Source organism: Mesobacillus sp. AQ2, from assembly GCF_030122805.1.
GTDB classification, from domain to species: Bacteria; Bacillota; Bacilli; order Bacillales; family Cytobacillaceae; genus Mesobacillus; species Mesobacillus oceanisediminis_A.
In genome coordinates, this window is record NZ_CP126080.1 from 1711811 (window position 1) to 1728559 (window position 16749).

Sequence of the window (16749 nt, forward strand, 5' to 3'; positions counted from 1 at the left end):
AAAGGTCAAGATAAATGGTATAATAAAATCTAAAACCGCTCATATAGTAATAGAGAGATAAAGGCTTGCTTCAGGGAAACAGCAGGCTAGAATAAGGGGGGATCCATCTGCGAACAATTGTAAGGATATTGATTTTTGCTGCAATATTTCTATTTATAGGTTTATACATGGGATACAACAAGGAAGAAAATGATGATCTGGTAATCGAACAAAAATCGACTCCTAAAGTGGATGAATCTCTTAAAAAGGATATCACAGAACAAAATATCAGCGAAGGCATTGAACAGCCCCAGCAGGGTGTAGCCTCTCTATTAGGAAAAGACATTGAAGGACTTAAAAAAATTCTAGGCAATCCTTCCAGGGTTGACCTATCAGCTTATGGTTTTCATTGGTGGATCTTCAACAACGACCCTGACCAATATATACAGGCTGGTGTCCTGAATGACAAGGTTGTGACAGCCTATGCGATTGGTCCAAAGGTGGATGTACTGCCATTTAAAATTGGGCAGCCGATCGAAGAGATTTTTTCGATGAATGTAATAGAACCAGAAGTAACATTCGAATACAATGGCAGCTCTTACAAGTTTGAGCTTTCCGAACAAGATATGAACACAAGGCCAGTCATTAAGATGGGTGACTACTTCGTACAGCTTTATATCGATAAATTCACAAGTTCCGTATCCAGCATCCGATATATGGACAAGGAAACCATTATTAAACAACGGCCATATGAAATGGTCTACAGAGGGACGCTGATCGAACCTCCAGTGTTATCCGATGGTGACTGGGTCAGGATTGAAGCAGGACTGGAGAAACAGATTCTCGACATAACCAATGCCATCAGATCGAGACATGAGCTCCAATTACTTGAGTGGGACGAAAAAACGGCTGAGGTCGCTTATGCCCACAGCAAAGATATGGCAATCGAAGACTATTTTTCTCATGAGTCGGAAAAGTACGGTGATCTTTCAGAAAGACTAAAAGCAGCTGAAATATTATATGAAGTGGCCGGGGAAAACATCGCAGCGAACTATACAGATGCTCCAGCGGTTGTAGAAGGCTGGCTGAATAGTGAATCCCACCGTGAGGCACTATTGAATGAAGACTTCTCACATCTTGGGGTAGGGGTATATCAAAAGCATTATACCCAGAACTTTTTGAAAATGTGGAATCAACAGTAATAGCAATTTTAATTAATTCCTACGATATTCATAATATGGAGCATACTAGAGTGCTTGCTCCCTCCACAAGGGGTTCGGAATGGTTCCATTTCGAACCCCTTTTGTCATTCTCAGAGTGATCTTTCTGAGAAAACTGTCCGAACCAGAGGCACCTTTGGACAGCTTTTGTGGTTATCGTTGAAAAGCAGTCTGAACTGGAGGCGAGTTCGGACAACTTTTGTGGTTATCGTTGAAAATCTGTCCGAACTAGAGTCACCTTCAGACAACTTTTGTGCTTCCAGGTGAAAATCTGTCCGAACTAGAGTCACCTTCGGACAACTTTTGTGCTTACAGGTGAGAAGCTGTCCGAACTTGAGGTTACTTCAGACAACTTTCGTGGTTACGGTAGAAAAGCTGTCCGAACCAGAGTCACACTCGGACAACTTTGGTGCTTACAGGCGAAAAGCTGTCCGAACTGGAGGTTACTTCGGACAACTTTCGTGGTTACGGTAGAAAAGCTGTCCGAACTAGAGTCACCTTCGGACAACTTTTGTGCTTCCAGGTGAAAAGCTGTCCGAACTAGAGTCACCTTCGGACAACTTTTGTGCTTCCAGGTGAAAAGCTGTCCGAACCAGAGTCACCTTTGGACAGCTTTTGTGGTTATTGTTGAAAAGCAGTCTGAACTGGAGTCACCTTCGGACACCTTTTGTGCTTCCAGGTGAAAAGCTGTCTGAACTGGAGGTTACTTCGGACAACTTTTGTGGTTACGGTAGAAAAGCTGTCCGAACTAGAGTCATCTTCGGACAACTTTTGTGGTTACGGTAGAAAAGCTGTCCGAACCCGAGGCAACCCTTCAGACAGCTTTCGTGCTAACCGAAGAAAAGCTGTCTAAACTAGAGACTACTTGTGTCCACTATTGTGCAAACAGACACAATAGTAGACAGACCCGAAGCTACTTCCGCCAGCATGGCGGAAAGCGAAACTACTGGAACGGAAATCAGCAGCTGAAATTTACAACTCTAAACAAAATAAAAAAAACTGCAGAAAACTCGGTTGTCTACAGTTTAAAAGCCACACTGATATGCTCTTTAGTCTTTCCTGACCACTCTATTGATGGAAAAGTAGCCATGCTTCCAGTTTCCATACAGATGCACCAGTTCCCCTTCACTGAAGGTGGGAGGGACTGCTCCTTTTCTTAGAGGCGTTACCTTTTTCACCGTCAATTCTTTTAATCCGGTGTTGATTTTCAAAACAGTCACATGGTTGAAGCGATGATAGTAAAAACGTTCTTTGTGTTCATGGACTTCAATGATTTTTCCACTGACGATTGCTTCTTCTGGAATTTCCTCCAGACCAATCCATTCCTGTTCATTTCGCTGCATCTCTTTTTTTGTCAGCCAATAAAAATAGGCAAGGATTATTGGAATCGCAATTGCTGTAACCATGTAAGATCCCCTTATTGATGCTGTTTTTCGATAACGAAAAAGCTTCCGGAAGAATGGGCGATTCTTTTTCCGTCGGAACGGAAGACATCGGCTTCGAGGACGATGGTGCTCCTGCCTTTATGGATAAGGGTGGCCTTGCAATGGAGTTTGTCGCCGATTCCAGGAGCAAGGAAATGGATGTTAAGCTGTGATGTCACTGCTGCGTAGCCTTCCGGCAGCAACCTGTTCGCCAATGTGCCCATTGCTGTATCCAGTACAGTGGCGGTAAATCCGCCATGAACGATTCCAAGTGTATTGTCGAGCACCCTTGTAATCGGAATAACAATTTCACAAGTTTGGTCATCAAGCCTTCTGTCCATGTGCAGGAGTCCATCGATATATGTGCTGTTTTTGCCGCTTAATTTATTTTTGACTCCGGCCAGCACAGTTTTAAGTGCTTCTAATTCCTGTTCGCCTGATAGCGAGATGCATTCGTCCAAAAGTTGGTGCAAATCTTTTTCCACTATATTTAAACCTCTTTCTAAATGGCTCTGTTTCTTTCATTCTTATTCTGAAACATTATTTTAGCAAAGCCTTATTTTATGTTCTCTATTTTAACAAGTTTGATTTCAATTTGGAACTATTCGGTGATATCCTTCACCATTCATGACGGATTTCATATGCTATTATAGGCATTTGTTACACTGTGAGGTGAAAGGCATGGCCAAAAAGAAACTCCATCCTTCTGTTGAAAAGTTCAAGGCATTTGTTAAAGAACGCCCGGAACTGGCACAGCAAGTTCGGAAGGGAGAAACGACCTGGCAGGAAATGTTCGAGGATTGGTACTTGCTTGGTGAAGACGATCCGAGATGGAATACTAAATCGGACAATAAAAACGAAGAGAAGGAAAAGAAAACGGATTGGCTCGGTACCATCATGGGGGCAGTGAAAAATATGGACCCCGCTCAGGTTCAAGGGCAGATTAACAATATCAGCCAGGCACTCGGGGCAATTCAGGGTGTGCTTTCCCAGTTCCAGGGAAAATCAGGCGGGTCCCAGGGATCAAGCAATTCAGGGCCGTCAAATCCCTTTTCATTCAGGAAGGATTAGAATGGAGGCGTAAGCATGCGAAAAGATGTTATGGATCAATTAAGATCGAATAAGGAATTGATTGAGTTCGTCCGAGCCCAGCCCCACTGGTACAGGAAGCTGAGCAGGGATCCGAGGGATTTGCATTCAGCACAAATTGCTGCGCTGCATCATTTTGAAAAAACCATTCCTCATAAGGTCCAGAAGTTCTCCAACAATGTACAGATGGCGTCAATGATGATGCATATGTTCTCGAGCATGAATTCACAGTCATGATAAAGCTTCCTTCTCGATGAGGGAAGCTTAGTTTTTTCAGAATGTAAAAGCCTTCGGACCAGAATCCTTAGCTTTTCTGGCAGTTTCATGGTAAAATGAGGTTCGGAGGTGAGCCAGCATTGCTTGCTGTTACATCAGAAAGAGTCTTATTGTTGGAAGAAGCTGAACAATTAGTCAGCATGATTTTGCAATCTGATATTGCCGAATATTATCGGGAATGTTTATATAAGGTAAAAAACAATGCAGATACACAAAGAAAGGTCCGTGAATTTGTGGACATGAAGGAACGCTATGAAGAGGTTCAGCGTTTCGGAAAATACCATCCTGACTACAAAGAAATCATGGGCAAGATTCGCCTTGTCAAAAGAGAGCTTGATATGGACGAGACCATTTTCGAATTCAAGAAAGCGGAAAATGATTTGCAAAGCCTTCTTGATGAGGTGAGCGTAATCATCGGCAGATCCGTTTCCGAGAGTGTAAAAGTACCAACCGGAAACCCGTTCTTCGAAAGCTCCTGCGGTGGCGGATGCGGCAGCGGTGGAAGCTGTGGATGCTCTGCATAACATGAAAAGCATGGGCCCCCCCATGCTTTTTATTTGCTTTGATTCAACTACGGTAATGGCAAAACATGATTGATGATTGAAAAAACTGGTTTTTGTATGCTAGACTAGTACAAAGCAAACGTTTACCGAAGGGGAAAAGAATATGATAGGACAGAGACAGGGAATCATCGTATGGCTGTATTCACTGAAACAGGCCAAGATGCTCAGAAGATTTGGCAATGTTCATTTTGTCTCAAAAAAGTTGAAATATGCCGTTATTTATTGCAATCTCGACGAGGCAGAGGGCCTTATGGAAAAGATTAAATCATATTCATTCGTTAAAAAGGTGGAACCTTCTTACAAACCATTCTTAAAAATGGAGTTTGAAAATTCTTCCCCTGACAAGGCAAAGGAATATGACTATAAGATGGGAATATAGCAATACAAAAAAAGGCGAGGAGAACCCTCGTCTTTTTTGAGCTATTGAAGTGGCGGAATATAATGGTTCAGCCTCAAGATGCCGATCAAATACTGAAAATACAATTCCTTTTCGGCAAACATCGTGGACGGTTTGGCATCAAACTCTATGATCGTCTTGTCCAGTTCATCAGCCAGCTCCTTGAACATGTCAAAGCGCTTGTTCTTTAAAATATGAGGGTTCGATATTCCCTCCCTGCAGATATATAAAGCCTGGAAGTTCCCGGGGTTGGTTGGCTTAAGGACCACCAGGAGGGAACTTACTTCTTTTTCATTCACTTTTGTATGGATTGCCATTAAGTGCATCAACCGATGGCGGTTTGCCCTGGCCGTTTCAATCAATTCGTATAGATCTGAATATCCTTCTCCAAGCTCGATAAAACGCTGAATCACTTTTATTTCCCCTTCCGGCTTATCACTCCATCATACTTTACCATTTGCAGCCTTATATTTGAAGCATTCCTCTCTTTCTTCGTTTTTGATATTTAATTAAAACAAAAACAAAGCCTTGAACCATTCAGGCTCAAGGCTTCCTTCCATGCACCGCAATAGTGCTGAAGGCAAAGGGAGAGGAGAAACCGGAGGAAAACTTATGGGGAAACGTAAGTCTTCTCCGCGGTTGGCAACAACATCCTCAAATTGATGTTGTTAATCTTTATTATTTCCATATTAGGAATGGATATACACTGGTTTGGTTAATTTTTTGAATGTGTGGTAGGATAAGGGAGTAATTTATACGAACATAATGTAATAAGCTTACATATTTAAGGAGTAAAAAAATGAGAGTTGTATCAGGTGATTTAAAGGGCCGGGTTTTAAAAGCGGTGCCCGGGACGTCTACCAGGCCTACTACTGATAAAGTTAAGGAAGCTTTGTTCAATATGATTGGCCCTTATTTTACAGGAGGCCTTGGACTTGATTTATTTGCCGGAAGTGGAGGCCTGGGGATTGAGGCACTTAGCAGAGGACTGGACAAAGTCATTTTTGTTGATCGTGAAGGAAAGGCGATTCATGTTATAAATGAGAACCTGAAATCCTGCGACCTGGAAGAGAAAGCAGAAGTTTACAGGAATGAGGCTGTCAGGGCCTTGAAGGCCATTCAAAAAAGAGAGCTGGTCTTCGATTTTATTTTCCTGGACCCTCCTTACAAAAAACAGCAGCTGGTCAAGCTATTGGAAATGATGGATAAAGAGGGGCTTATCCATCAGGAAGGTTTGATTGTCTGTGAACATGCCTCTGATATCAGGCTGCCAGAAAAAATAGGAAAACTGGTGCAAACCAGAAATGAAAAATATGGTATTATCGGAATAACTCTTTATAATGTTGAGGCAGTAGATGAGGGGGAAAAATAGGTGGCAAGAGTTGCTGTTTGTCCAGGCAGTTTCGACCCAATTACATACGGGCACTTGGATATCATCACAAGGGCTGCGAAGGTATTCGATGAACTTTATGTAGTCGTATTGAATAATTCTTCAAAGAAACCGCTGTTTTCAGTAGAAGAAAGAATCGACTTGATAGACCAGGTCACAAAGAGCATCCCGAATGTAAAAGTGGATTCATTTCAGGGCCTGCTGGTTGATTATGCAGAGAGCGTAAATGCCAATGCCATTATCAGGGGGTTGCGCGCCGTTTCGGATTTTGAGTATGAGATGCAAATCACTTCAATGAACAGGGTCTTGGATGACAAAATTGAGACTTTTTTCATCATGACAAATAACCAGTACTCATTCTTAAGTTCAAGCATCGTTAAAGAAGTTGCCAAGTATGGCGGGAAAATTTCCGAATTGGTTCCGAGTGAAGTCGAGGAAGCCTTACTGAAAAAATTCAATGAAGACAAAAAATAACGGGCAGAAATGCCCGTTATTTTTCTTGCAGTATCCGCCTGCCGAAGATCCAGATGTAAATGAGCAAACTGCCAATCGTGATCAGCGGCCCTGCTGTGGCAAGGAGGCTGTATGCTTCTGCCAGGCGGCTTCCCTCCGAAGTCAGATATTCCATTACTGGCAAAGCGTTTGATGGCTGGCCATCCTGGAAAAAGCGTTCATATACTGGTTTCCAAAGGATGAAAGCATAAAAAGCTGCAAAGAACCCATGAATGATCCTCGCGAAAAAGAATGGCTGGAAGCGGATATCTGTCTGGGCGAGAATGCTTGCCACCTGGGCCTGAACGCTAAAACCGCTGAATGCGAGTATGAAGCTTGTAATGACAGCCTGATGCATCAAGGTTGCATCCTGTACCTGGCTAGTCATCTGGCTCCCGAGTGTAATCTCAAATATGCCAGAAATAAATGGAAGGCTAAGCATATCTGTCATTCCCAGCATTCCGAGCATGATTTCAAGGAATTTGGCAAGGAATCCAGTAATGTGAAGATGAAATAACAGTTTGTTTATGACTGAAAACAAGATGATGAAGCCACCGATCATCAACAGGGTCTGGATGGAAGACATTACGGCATCACCGAGCAGTTTTCCAATCGGGCGGTTGTCCTTGATCCTCGTTCTGTGCAGTGCAGCAAAAGCATCTCTTATGGATAAATTCCGTTCTTTATCCTTTGTAGTGCTTTCTTCGCTTCTCCCGTAGAACCTCATGATCAAACCTACGCTGATATTGCCAAGATAATGAGCCAGCGCGAGTATGACCCCAAGCTGGACATTGTAAAAGAATCCCACTGATACAGCTCCGAAAATGAAAAGAGGATTCGAGGAGTTTGTAAAAGAAACCAGCCTTTCTGCTTCAATTTTTGTCAGCTGACCTTCCTGGCGCATCCTTGCCGTCAGCTTAGCTCCTGCTGGAAAGCCAGAAGCCATTCCCATCGACCAGACAAATCCGCCAACACCCGGTACCTTGAACAGAGGCCTCATTAGGGGTTCGAGAAGTACGCCGATAAAACGGACGACTCCGAATCCGATCAGCATTTCAGATACGATGAAAAAAGGAAGGAGCGAGGGGAAGACAATCTCCCACCACATATTCAATCCCCGGATCGAAGCATCAAAGGATTCCTGGGGAAAGGTAATGAGTGAAACAGCCAGAAAGGTGACGGAGGCTGCAAGGAACAGTGTTTTCAATCTGGATTTTAGCACTTAAGATTCTCCTTCCTGCGGTCTTGCTGTGAAACTTTTTTAAACAATGGTAAAATAAAGTGAAACTCACCGGTGGGGTAATTTTCCATCCCATTCTATATACCTTGCATGCTGTCACATTTATGAAAAGCCTTTGTGACGGGCCGGTTTTAATCAATAAATTTTTACGTGAAAACATGATAAGTTGTCAGCCTTGTCCTCATATAAATCAATATACTCGCTGAACTTCAAATTAGACCAAGTTTAGGATGTATCGACAAAAACATGGGTTTGAGGGAGGAAAAAGCTTTGGCAAGACCAAAGATCGGTTTAGCCTTGGGTTCTGGTGGAGCAAGAGGATTTGCCCATCTGGGTGTCATAAAAGTCCTTAGGGACGAAGACATCCCCATTGATTTAATAGCCGGAAGCAGCATGGGGGCGCTTGTTGCATCTTTCTACGGTGCAGGACTGGATGTTGAACGGCTCTATAAACTATCACGTGTATTCAAACGGAAATATTATCTTGATTTTACGGTTCCAAAAATGGGGTTTATCGCCGGGAAAAGAGTGAAAGAGCTCATCAGGATCTTCACTCATGGGAAAATGATTGAGGAACTGGATATCCCAATTGGAATTGTTGCAACAGATCTCATGTCGGGCGAGAAGGTAGTCTTCAAAGAAGGTCCTGTGGCTGAAGCTGTAAGGGCAAGCATCGCGATTCCGGGGATTTTTGTGCCGGAAAAACTCGGGGGCCGATTATTCGTCGATGGCGGGGTCGTTGATCGGATCCCCGTTTCTGTCGCCAAGGAAATGGGTGCCGATATCGTTATCGCCGTTGATGTATCAAGTGTGAAAATCAACGAGGATGTCACCTCTATATTTGATGTCATCATGCAAAGTATCGATATCATGCAGATGGAGCTGGTTGCGAATCGGGAGGTTGCTTCAGATGTGATGCTCCGGCCGCCAGTTGAAATGTTCAATTCAAAAGCATTTACTAATATAGAAGAAATCATTGAGATTGGCGAAGAAGAAGCGAGAAAGCATATCGATAAAATCAAACAATGCATTGGACAATGGAAGGAGCCGCAAACAGAATGAGCAGAAAGACATCCATAGGCATTTCTATATTGGCAGCTGTTTTAATAATGGCTAGTGCACTTTTTTACCTGCCATACTATGTAACGAAGCCTGGAATGGCAAAGGAGCTTGAACCGATTGTCGAGGTGGAAGGCGGTTATGACGAGGAAGGCAATTTCATGCTTACAACCGTCAGGATGGGCAGAGCCAATATATATGCATACATCATCGCAAAGTTCAGCAAGTACCAGGAAATTTATCCAGTCGAAGATATCAGGGCAGAAGATGAAACGGATGAAGAATACAATATCCGCCAGCTTCACATGATGGATAATTCTAAAACGTCAGCAATCGAGGTGGCCTATAAAAAAGCCGGAAAACCAGTGGACTATACGTATAAAGGTGTTTACGTACTAAGGACTATGGAAGGAATGCCGGCTGATGGAAAACTAAAGCCAGGCGACCTCGTTTTCAAGGTAGATGGCAATCCTTTTTCATCATCCCAAGAATTCATTGAATATATTAGTTCAAAGAAGCCAGGGGATACCGTAAAGCTAGAGTATAAGCGAAATGGCAAGTCAAAACAGGCCAATATTCCATTGAAGGCACTTGATGATGGAAGCAATCGCCCTGTAGTAGGAATCCAGCTTGTTGATGACAAAGAAATTGACGTGGAACCGGATGTCACGGTGGAATCAGAAGAGATCGGCGGACCATCGGCAGGTTTTATGTTCTCATTGGAAATTTACAATCAATTGACAGAGGAAGATTTGACAAAAGGGTACGAAATAGCTGGAACCGGGACAATGAGCCCTGATGGCACGGTTGGAAGAATCGGGGGAATCCAGCAAAAAGTAGTAGCGGCGGATAAGGCCGGTGCCGAAATCTTTTTCGCACCATTTGAAAAAGGTGCAAAAGGTTCGAATTACGAAGAAGCGCTTATAGCTGCAAAAGATATCAAAACAAAAATGAAGATTGTTCCTGTTGATACTTTTGATGAAGCGGTGTCGTATCTGGAAAATCTAAAAGAAAAATCACGCTGATCCAGCGTGATTTTTTCTTACCCTTTTAACATGATGGGCGGCTGTGCGAATTCTTCTGCCAGCAATTTTTCCTGACCGCTGCCGTTTTGGCCAAGCGCATAAATCCTTGCTGCTCTGGTATCCAGCTTAAGATCAGGATCAGTGAATGCCGAAAGCTTCGAAACAAGAGGCAGGCCAAAATCTTTCTTCCTTAAGTTCAAGTAAGAACGTCCTTTTTCGGTTGCACCTAGTAACCTTAGATAATTCACCGTATTTTTGGCGGATTTCATTTGATCTTTTCTTGTATTGGTTAAAATATGGAGGCAGACTCTTTGCAGCCTTGTCCATGTATAACGTTTGGTTTTAATGGATTCCATGAATTGCTTAAAGCTGTTTGAGGCAGCTGCAGCGGCAAGCAATCTATTTTCCAGGCCTTCTTCTACTTCATAGAACTCGCTCAATTCCTCAGGGCTGCTTTGCAGGAGCCTGTACTTTAAGAATGGCCAGTAATCTTCCCAGGAATGGAATCCTCCATACTCTTCCCTGTAGCTGATCAAGTGGTTGTAAGTTGAATCTGGGACGTATTGCCTGATCGTTTCGATTTCGCCTGAAGCGCCGAACAGCGCTTTGCGGATGCTGGTCGCACTGGCAATAGTCGCTGAAGCAAAATGCTCATCATGGTAGCCGGCGTTTTTTCTGGTGATTGTTTGTGCCTTCATTGGGCTTTCCTGTCTGAGGATCGCCTGGATGTAATGCATCCCCAAAATGTTATTTGGCCTGGAAATATCAATGAAGCTTTCTGAAGGAGCGAGGGATTGGAATGCAAGTGCTATTGACTTAGGATAGCTGTTTCCTTCTCCTGCAAAAAACTTTATTTTTTTCTGAAAAAAATCATTATTGGCCTCGAGAAAGCTGATCGTCCGCATGAACGCATTGAGATCACCTGATTCACTGCCGAAACACAGAATCTCACAGCCGGCTGCAGACAGGATTGAGACAGAACCATCTGCAAAGACTTCGGCATGCTGCGTCGCGAATCGGTAGGGAAGTTCAAATACAATGTCTATACCGGCATCCAGTGCCATCTTTGTTCTTGCCCATTTCGAAACAAGCGCAGGTTCCCCCCGCTGCAGAAAATTTCCGCTCATAGCGGCGATGGCAACATCAGCACCAGACTCTTCTTTCGCCTGCTGCAAATGAAATAGATGGCCATTATGGAAAGGATTATATTCAACGACGACACCAACAGCTTTCATTCTTGTACCCCTTCGTGTTAAGATGGATATTGCATTGTTTGGAAGTTTAGATTAATGTATTTATGTAAATTATAGTGTAAAGAAAAAATATTGACAAATGATTATGCGAAGGTCTATAATTACCTTTGTTGCCTTGGGGTGATTCTATGAAATGGACAATAAGTCAGATACAAAAACATCGAAACAAGGACTTTCTGATTGACGAGTTTGTCCGAATGGACTCAATTAAGGAAACAGATCCGACAATCCGCGAGGTATCTCCCATCCATCTAACAGGAAGGGCGGATATCAGTGCCACGAGAGTGACATTCCATGTCCGGATTGATGGTCATCTGATCCTTCCTTGTTCACGGACACTGGTTGATGTAAAATATCCAATTGATGTGGAAACTACTGAAACTTTCATGTTAAACAGCCACGACTATGAGGCTGATGAGGAAGTTCATCAAGTAACAGGCGATGTCATTGATCTTGAACCCATCATCAGGGAGATCTTGCTGGTGGAAGTGCCGATGCAAGTATTCTGTGATGATAGCGCTGGTCAAGAAGGCGCACCCCAGTCAGGTAAGGATTGGGAAGTAATCGAGGAACAGGAGAAATCCGAAAAACTTGATCCCCGGCTTGCCGGACTTGCAAAATTCTTTGAGGACTCTAAGGATTCCTCTGACTAATTGATTAAAAAAGAGCGTGGAGGTCCAGAAAAGGACTGGCCTTCATAAACTTTCTTATTCCTTTTAAGGAGGTGGGAAGAATGGCTGTACCATTTAGAAGAACATCTAAAACTGCGAAAAGAAAACGCCGTACTCATTTTAAATTACAAGTTCCGGGTATGGTAGCATGCCCTAACTGCGGTGAAATGAAACTTGCTCACCGTGTGTGCAAAGCTTGCGGAACATACAAAGGAAAAGAAGTTGTTAACGACTAATTTTCTTTCAAAAAAAGCACAGGATGCATATGCATCGCTGTGCTTTTTTTGTATATTTGCTCCTTAATACAGAAAATTGATACAATTTGAAGGACTAGTATTTTAGGAGGAGCAGGATGGATTCATACATAATTTCAAAAGAAAAAGACGGAGTGCTGCTTTTTACAATCAACAGGCCTGGCAGGAGAAATGCAATTGATTTTGAGGTAATGGCAGGGCTGGAATCTGCAATTGAAATGGCTGCAGATCAGGATGTTAAAGCATTTGCCATTACGGGGGCTGGCGAGCAGGCTTTCTGTTCGGGAGGAGATTTATCTGCCTTCCATCAATTGAAGACAGAAGAACAGGCATATGGGATGCTTTCGCGCATGGCTGGGATTTTGTATAAGCTGCTGACCTTGCCAAAACCAAGCATTGCGATTCTCAATGGTTCTGCAGTCGGAGGCGGTTGTGAAATAGCATCTGCCTGTGATTTCAGGATTGGAAAGCAAGGGATCAAAGCAGGTTTCGTCCAGGCGAACCTGGCGATCACAACCGGCTGGGGAGGGGGAACAATCCTCCTCGAAAGGCTTCCCCATGCTGCATTGAAAATGCTGCTTGATGCCAGGATCCATAATGCTGAGGAGTTGATGAGCCTTGGTTTCCTGAATCATATTTATACAAAGGATCCTATTGATGCCTGTCTCTCATTCATGGAAGGAAGCTTGAAAAAAGAGACAGCGGTTTTAGAAGCCTATAAATCTTTAATCAATAAAAAATGGGAGCAATTATCAATGAGAGAAAGGATGGGGGCAGAAGCCGCAAAATGTGCTGTACTATGGGGAGAAGAAGTACATCATAAAAAAGTGGACGAATTCATTAACAAAAAAAATAAAAATAATTGATCGGTATTGGATGATATCAGTCTATCTTTCCTATTAGATGCATAAGAATGAATAAAAAACAATAGGAGGGATTTTCTGATGCCACTAACCCGTCAGGATGCCTGGTCACAGGACGAAGACTTATTGCTTGCTGAAGTTGTATTGCGCAATATCCGCGAGGGCGGCACGCAATTAAAAGCTTTTGAGGAAGTCGGGAAACAGCTGTCAAGAACAGCTGCGGCCTGCGGTTTCCGCTGGAATTCATATGTGAGGAAACAGTATAAATCCGGAATCGAACTAGCAAAAAAACAGCGAAAAGAAGCAAAAAAACAGGTGAAAGCACAAGAAGTTACTGAAGAGGCTCAGGCTGCGGCAAGCGAAATGCTAAGCCCGGTCCAGGAAAAACAGGAAAAGCAATCGAATTTAAGCATTGAAGCAGTAAAACAGTATCTTGATGACCTCTATGAAAAAGCGGGAGCTCTTAACAGTCAGGATGATCAGAAGGAAAAAATTCGCGGCCTTGAAAAACAAATCTATTACTTGTCTGCTGAAAATGAAAAATTAGAGACAAAGCTGCGGTCGATGGAAGAAGACTATCGTGCCCTGATTGATATCATGGAGCGGGCCAAAAAAAGAGTAGGCCCCAAAGACGAAGAAAAACAGCAGAAAATGAACTTTCAGGTAGAGGGAAAGGGAAACCTGGAAAAGGTTGAAAAATAACAATAAGAAGCGCCTGCCAGATCTGGCAGGCGCTATTATTTGTTACTGTGTTAGAAAACCCCTGGCTATGCCGGGGGTTCCAGAGAGCTTATAGCGTGGTAGTAATAAAAAAACCTCACTTCATGGTAGGATAAAGTTGGTTTCCCGACCACTTCATCTCACCGTAGAAGGAGGTATGCCCTATGAAGGACATGAACAGTTTAGCACATACAACATGGAATTGTAAGTATCACATAGTATTTGCCCCAAAATACAGAAGACAAATCATTTATGGAAAATATAAAAAGAGTATAGGCCAAATTATCAGAGATTTATGTGAACGAAAAGGTGTTGTGATCCATGAAGCTAATGCCTGTCCGGACCACATTCATATGTTAGTTAGTATCCCGCCGAAATTGAGTGTGTCTCAATTCATGGGTTACTTGAAAGGAAAGAGCAGCCTCATGATTTTCGATCGACATGCCAATTTAAAATACCGGTATGGAAACCGGAAATTTTGGTGCCGAGGCTTCTATGTTGATACAGTAGGCAGAAACAAAAAGCAAATACAAGAATACATTCGAAATCAGCTCGTGGAAGACTATCAAGCTGACCAGTTAACATTGTTCGAAGAGTTTGATCCTTTCACAGGACAAAAAAATAAGAATAAATAAAGAAATTCTTTAGAATTGGTGAGTGAATGTGGTGCAGAAGGGAAACCCTTTCAGCGGGCCTTTAAGGCCAAGGCCGGTAAGAGAGGCTTTCAGCCGCAGAGCAAACCACCAGTTCACACTGGTGGTTTTGATTATGATATTACTGAACTTGTTCTGTTACACCGGCAGGATACCACACAAGAGGGTTTTCGCCACGGTCTCTTTCCACATCATAATGAACAGGAGTAAAGCCCATCTTTTCCCAGAAATCCTGTGATTTAACACGAGGATTCGTCTTGATTGGCAGGCCAAAGCTCTTCGCGAATTCAACTAGTGCTTTTCCATAGCCCTTACCCTGGTAATCCGGAAGTACTTCAAGCTTCCAAAGCTCCAGATAATCCTGGGAAGGTTCGAAGTAGCGGTCAAACTGTTTTTTTACCTGATAAAGGCTCATGCGTGCGACAAGCTTGTCACCGAAATAAATACCGTAGAACGGTGAATCGCTATCATTTTCCACAATATTCGCTTCCAAATCCTCTAACATTGAAAGCTCCTGATGGCCATACTCCTTGAATTTCTTGAATTCTTCCAATGTCTTATAATTGATTTTAAGTTTTTCCACTTTTTTCACCATAATACACTCCCTCTATCAAGCCGCCAATCAATGACTGATCATGCGCTTTTCCTATTCTGAAAAAGGCAGCTGAAATTATTTATTTTTTTATACCTATTTTTATTATATTATAAAAACATGAAAAATTCTGCATTTGAATTTTAGAAAGCGGTTCCAATTTTTGCAGGAAAGATACAGAATATTGTAGAATTTTATATAGTGAGCGTATTTTTTACGGGAAAGGGGAAAGAGCGTGCAAAAAATATTGATTGCAAACAGAGGAGAAATAGCGCTTCGCATTATCCGCACTTGCCGTGAGCTTGGGATTGAATCTGTGGCTGTTTATTCTGATGCGGATCAGGAACTGCCTTTTGTAAAAGAAGCTGACAGCGCTTTCAGGATTGGTGAGCCGCCTGTTCAGAAATCCTATCTCAATTCAGATGAAATTTTGAGAATCGCAAAAGAAGAAAAAGTGGATGGCATCCATCCTGGTTATGGCTTTTTATCGGAAAACGCGGATTTTGCCCGAAAAGTGAAGGAAGCCGGGTTGACCTTCATCGGTCCTGCTCCGGATACGATTGAAAAGATGGGCGATAAAATCGTCGCAAGATCGACGATGGAGGCTGCGGGTGTTCCTGTAGTGCCGGGCAGTGAACAGGGTTTGAAAACACTGGATGACGCTGTCAGGCTTGCAGAAGAAATCGGCTACCCGCTCATGCTGAAGGCTAGCGGCGGCGGTGGCGGAATTGGCATGGTGCTCTGTGAAAATGAGCAAGCGCTCGCTAAGAATTTTGAATCCACGAAGGGCAGAGCAAAGGCATATTTCGGATCAGACGAAGTATTCATTGAAAAATACATCAAAAATGCCCGGCATGTCGAGGTCCAGATTTTCGGCGACAGCCATGGCAATCATGTACATATGTTTGAACGTGATTGCTCGATCCAGCGCCGCCACCAAAAAGTGATTGAAGAGGCACCGTCACCATTCTTAAGGGAAGAAGCGCGGCAAAAAATGTATGAAACGGCAGTGACAGCTGCCAGGGCAGTGGATTATGTGAATGCCGGGACCGTAGAATTCATTGTGGATGAAAATGAGAATTTTTACTTTCTTGAAATGAATACAAGATTGCAGGTTGAACATCCGGTCACGGAAGCCATTACCGGTCTCGACCTTGTGAAGTGGCAAATCCATGCAGCGCGGGGTGAAAGACTTCCTTTGCTCCAGGATGAAATCGAGAAGAAGGGATCGGCGATTGAATTCCGTCTCTATGCGGAAGACCCAGTCAGGTTCTTGCCTTCACCAGGTAAAATCACCGAGTTTTCATGGGAGGATCGAGAAGGAGTTCGAGTCGATGCAGGTTATGAAGCAGGTTCGACAGTAACACCTTTTTATGACCCAATGGTTGCGAAGTGCATCGCTGCGGGAGGTACCCGGGAAGAAGCAATCAAGATTGCTGAGGAATTTTTTGCAAACATGAAGCTGGATGGAATCAAATCGAATGCTCCATTGTTTGTGGAAATCTTAAGTGAAGAAGGCTTTAAATCCGGAAACTATACAACTGCATATTTAACAGAAAGAAAATTGGCATCAAAATAGAGGAGGATAT

21 protein-coding genes are annotated in these 16749 nt (G+C 43.1%); 15 read left to right on the forward strand and 6 right to left on the reverse strand.

What is annotated here, in order from left to right; genetic code table 11:
• Positions 1 to 167 precede the first annotated feature (167 nt).
• On the forward strand, positions 168 to 1181 hold the full coding sequence (locus QNH36_RS08460; RefSeq protein WP_251542141.1) for a CAP domain-containing protein: 1014 nt from the start codon (positions 168 to 170) through the stop codon (positions 1179 to 1181).
• Between the two features lie 1067 nt (positions 1182 to 2248).
• On the opposite strand, the gene QNH36_RS08465 is transcribed toward QNH36_RS08460, so the two are convergent.
• Both QNH36_RS08465 and QNH36_RS08470 read right to left on the reverse strand, forming a co-directional pair.
• On the reverse strand, positions 2249 to 2605 hold the full coding sequence (locus QNH36_RS08465) for a hypothetical protein (RefSeq protein ID WP_251542139.1): 357 nt from the start codon (positions 2603 to 2605) through the stop codon (positions 2249 to 2251).
• A gap of 11 nt (positions 2606 to 2616) precedes the next feature.
• Positions 2617 to 3108 carry a PaaI family thioesterase gene (locus tag QNH36_RS08470; RefSeq protein WP_251542137.1) on the reverse strand — a complete coding sequence of 164 codons (492 nt, stop codon included), beginning with the start codon at positions 3106 to 3108 and terminating at the stop codon, positions 2617 to 2619.
• Between the two features lie 196 nt (positions 3109 to 3304).
• Here QNH36_RS08470 and QNH36_RS08475 point away from each other — a divergent pair, with 196 nt between their 5' ends.
• The 4 genes from QNH36_RS08475 to QNH36_RS08490 all read left to right on the forward strand — a co-directional run bounded on the left by QNH36_RS08475 (position 3305) and on the right by QNH36_RS08490 (position 4930).
• Positions 3305 to 3694 carry a YlbD family protein gene (locus QNH36_RS08475; protein ID WP_251542135.1) on the forward strand — a complete coding sequence of 130 codons (390 nt, stop codon included), beginning with the start codon at positions 3305 to 3307 and terminating at the stop codon, positions 3692 to 3694.
• 15 nt (positions 3695 to 3709) lie between these two features.
• Positions 3710 to 3949 carry a YlbE-like family protein gene (locus QNH36_RS08480; protein WP_214703721.1) on the forward strand — a complete coding sequence of 80 codons (240 nt, stop codon included), beginning with the start codon at positions 3710 to 3712 and terminating at the stop codon, positions 3947 to 3949.
• Positions 3950 to 4044: 95 nt separating this feature from the next.
• A complete protein-coding gene (locus tag QNH36_RS08485) occupies positions 4045 to 4512 on the forward strand; it encodes a YlbF/YmcA family competence regulator (protein ID WP_144474769.1) in 468 nt (155 codons plus the stop codon).
• Between the two features lie 142 nt (positions 4513 to 4654).
• On the forward strand, positions 4655 to 4930 hold the full coding sequence (locus QNH36_RS08490; RefSeq protein ID WP_144474770.1) for a YlbG family protein: 276 nt from the start codon (positions 4655 to 4657) through the stop codon (positions 4928 to 4930).
• A gap of 41 nt (positions 4931 to 4971) precedes the next feature.
• Here QNH36_RS08490 and QNH36_RS08495 read toward each other — a convergent pair whose 3' ends face one another.
• On the reverse strand, positions 4972 to 5361 hold the full coding sequence (locus QNH36_RS08495) for a DUF7147 family protein (RefSeq protein WP_144474771.1): 390 nt from the start codon (positions 5359 to 5361) through the stop codon (positions 4972 to 4974).
• A gap of 386 nt (positions 5362 to 5747) precedes the next feature.
• On the opposite strand from QNH36_RS08495, the gene rsmD reads away from it, so the two are divergent.
• The gene (gene rsmD / locus QNH36_RS08500; protein ID WP_144474772.1) at positions 5748 to 6320 is read left to right on the forward strand and encodes a 16S rRNA (guanine(966)-N(2))-methyltransferase RsmD; all 573 of its coding nucleotides are present in this window, start codon (positions 5748 to 5750) and stop codon (positions 6318 to 6320) included.
• Positions 6321 to 6812 carry a pantetheine-phosphate adenylyltransferase gene (gene coaD, locus QNH36_RS08505; protein WP_144474773.1) on the forward strand — a complete coding sequence of 164 codons (492 nt, stop codon included), beginning with the start codon at positions 6321 to 6323 and terminating at the stop codon, positions 6810 to 6812. It abuts the gene before it with no gap.
• Positions 6813 to 6828: 16 nt separating this feature from the next.
• Here coaD and ylbJ read toward each other — a convergent pair whose 3' ends face one another.
• On the reverse strand, positions 6829 to 8052 hold the full coding sequence (gene ylbJ / locus QNH36_RS08510) for a sporulation integral membrane protein YlbJ (RefSeq protein WP_283905040.1): 1224 nt from the start codon (positions 8050 to 8052) through the stop codon (positions 6829 to 6831).
• Between the two features lie 264 nt (positions 8053 to 8316).
• On the opposite strand from ylbJ, the gene QNH36_RS08515 reads away from it, so the two are divergent.
• Positions 8317 to 9132 (forward strand): patatin-like phospholipase family protein, encoded by an 816-nt coding sequence (locus QNH36_RS08515; RefSeq protein ID WP_186326639.1) that lies wholly within the window; start codon positions 8317 to 8319, stop codon positions 9130 to 9132.
• Positions 9129 to 10154, forward strand: coding sequence for a SepM family pheromone-processing serine protease (locus QNH36_RS08520; protein ID WP_251542133.1), 1026 nt, complete (start codon positions 9129 to 9131; stop codon positions 10152 to 10154). Before QNH36_RS08515 ends, QNH36_RS08520 begins: the two co-directional genes overlap by 4 nt.
• A gap of 17 nt (positions 10155 to 10171) precedes the next feature.
• Here the strand turns inward: QNH36_RS08520 and QNH36_RS08525 are convergent, their stop codons facing one another.
• Positions 10172 to 11389 carry a nucleotidyltransferase gene (locus QNH36_RS08525; protein WP_251542132.1) on the reverse strand — a complete coding sequence of 406 codons (1218 nt, stop codon included), beginning with the start codon at positions 11387 to 11389 and terminating at the stop codon, positions 10172 to 10174.
• A 146-nt stretch (positions 11390 to 11535) separates the two neighbouring features.
• Here QNH36_RS08525 and QNH36_RS08530 point away from each other — a divergent pair, with 146 nt between their 5' ends.
• The 5 genes from QNH36_RS08530 (at position 11536) to tnpA (ending at position 14550) form a co-directional block, all read left to right on the forward strand.
• Positions 11536 to 12060 carry a YceD family protein gene (locus QNH36_RS08530; protein ID WP_251542131.1) on the forward strand — a complete coding sequence of 175 codons (525 nt, stop codon included), beginning with the start codon at positions 11536 to 11538 and terminating at the stop codon, positions 12058 to 12060.
• A gap of 80 nt (positions 12061 to 12140) precedes the next feature.
• Positions 12141 to 12314: a 50S ribosomal protein L32 gene (rpmF, locus tag QNH36_RS08535; RefSeq protein ID WP_023615018.1), complete on the forward strand. Its 174-nt coding sequence runs from the start codon at positions 12141 to 12143 to the stop codon at positions 12312 to 12314.
• Between the two features lie 116 nt (positions 12315 to 12430).
• On the forward strand, positions 12431 to 13198 hold the full coding sequence (locus tag QNH36_RS08540) for an enoyl-CoA hydratase/isomerase family protein (protein WP_251542130.1): 768 nt from the start codon (positions 12431 to 12433) through the stop codon (positions 13196 to 13198).
• Positions 13199 to 13276: 78 nt separating this feature from the next.
• Entirely contained in the window at positions 13277 to 13897 is a 621-nt protein-coding gene (locus tag QNH36_RS08545) for an RsfA family transcriptional regulator (RefSeq protein WP_251542129.1), read from the forward strand.
• Positions 13898 to 14079: 182 nt separating this feature from the next.
• A complete protein-coding gene (gene tnpA, locus QNH36_RS08550) occupies positions 14080 to 14550 on the forward strand; it encodes an IS200/IS605 family transposase (protein WP_144481521.1) in 471 nt (156 codons plus the stop codon).
• Positions 14551 to 14689: 139 nt separating this feature from the next.
• On the opposite strand, the gene QNH36_RS08555 is transcribed toward tnpA, so the two are convergent.
• Positions 14690 to 15163, reverse strand: coding sequence for an N-acetyltransferase (locus QNH36_RS08555; protein WP_144474781.1), 474 nt, complete (start codon positions 15161 to 15163; stop codon positions 14690 to 14692).
• Between the two features lie 232 nt (positions 15164 to 15395).
• Between QNH36_RS08555 and QNH36_RS08560 the strand changes: the two genes are divergently transcribed.
• Entirely contained in the window at positions 15396 to 16739 is a 1344-nt protein-coding gene (locus QNH36_RS08560) for an acetyl-CoA carboxylase biotin carboxylase subunit (protein WP_251542128.1), read from the forward strand.
• Positions 16740 to 16749: the final 10 nt, after the last annotated feature.

Excerpts from the sequence above, each read along its gene's own strand:
- QNH36_RS08460 (WP_251542141.1), top strand. The coding sequence starts at position 168 with ATGGGATACAACAAGGAAGAAAATGATGATCTGGTAATCGAACAAAAA.
- QNH36_RS08465 (WP_251542139.1), bottom strand. The coding sequence starts at position 2,605 with ATGGTTACAGCAATTGCGATTCCAATAATCCTTGCCTATTTTTATTGG.
- QNH36_RS08475 (WP_251542135.1), top strand. The coding sequence starts at position 3,305 with ATGGCCAAAAAGAAACTCCATCCTTCTGTTGAAAAGTTCAAGGCATTT.
- QNH36_RS08480 (WP_214703721.1), top strand. The coding sequence starts at position 3,710 with ATGCGAAAAGATGTTATGGATCAATTAAGATCGAATAAGGAATTGATT.
- QNH36_RS08485 (WP_144474769.1), top strand. The coding sequence starts at position 4,045 with ATGAGGTTCGGAGGTGAGCCAGCATTGCTTGCTGTTACATCAGAAAGA.
- QNH36_RS08490 (WP_144474770.1), top strand. The coding sequence starts at position 4,655 with ATGATAGGACAGAGACAGGGAATCATCGTATGGCTGTATTCACTGAAA.
- rsmD (WP_144474772.1), top strand. The coding sequence starts at position 5,748 with ATGAGAGTTGTATCAGGTGATTTAAAGGGCCGGGTTTTAAAAGCGGTG.
- QNH36_RS08515 (WP_186326639.1), top strand. The coding sequence starts at position 8,317 with ATGGGTTTGAGGGAGGAAAAAGCTTTGGCAAGACCAAAGATCGGTTTA.
- QNH36_RS08520 (WP_251542133.1), top strand. The coding sequence starts at position 9,129 with ATGAGCAGAAAGACATCCATAGGCATTTCTATATTGGCAGCTGTTTTA.
- QNH36_RS08525 (WP_251542132.1), bottom strand. The coding sequence starts at position 11,389 with ATGAAAGCTGTTGGTGTCGTCGTTGAATATAATCCTTTCCATAATGGC.
- QNH36_RS08530 (WP_251542131.1), top strand. The coding sequence starts at position 11,536 with ATGAAATGGACAATAAGTCAGATACAAAAACATCGAAACAAGGACTTT.
- rpmF (WP_023615018.1), top strand. The coding sequence starts at position 12,141 with ATGGCTGTACCATTTAGAAGAACATCTAAAACTGCGAAAAGAAAACGC.
- QNH36_RS08540 (WP_251542130.1), top strand. The coding sequence starts at position 12,431 with ATGGATTCATACATAATTTCAAAAGAAAAAGACGGAGTGCTGCTTTTT.
- QNH36_RS08545 (WP_251542129.1), top strand. The coding sequence starts at position 13,277 with ATGCCACTAACCCGTCAGGATGCCTGGTCACAGGACGAAGACTTATTG.
- tnpA (WP_144481521.1), top strand. The coding sequence starts at position 14,080 with ATGAAGGACATGAACAGTTTAGCACATACAACATGGAATTGTAAGTAT.
- QNH36_RS08555 (WP_144474781.1), bottom strand. The coding sequence starts at position 15,163 with ATGGTGAAAAAAGTGGAAAAACTTAAAATCAATTATAAGACATTGGAA.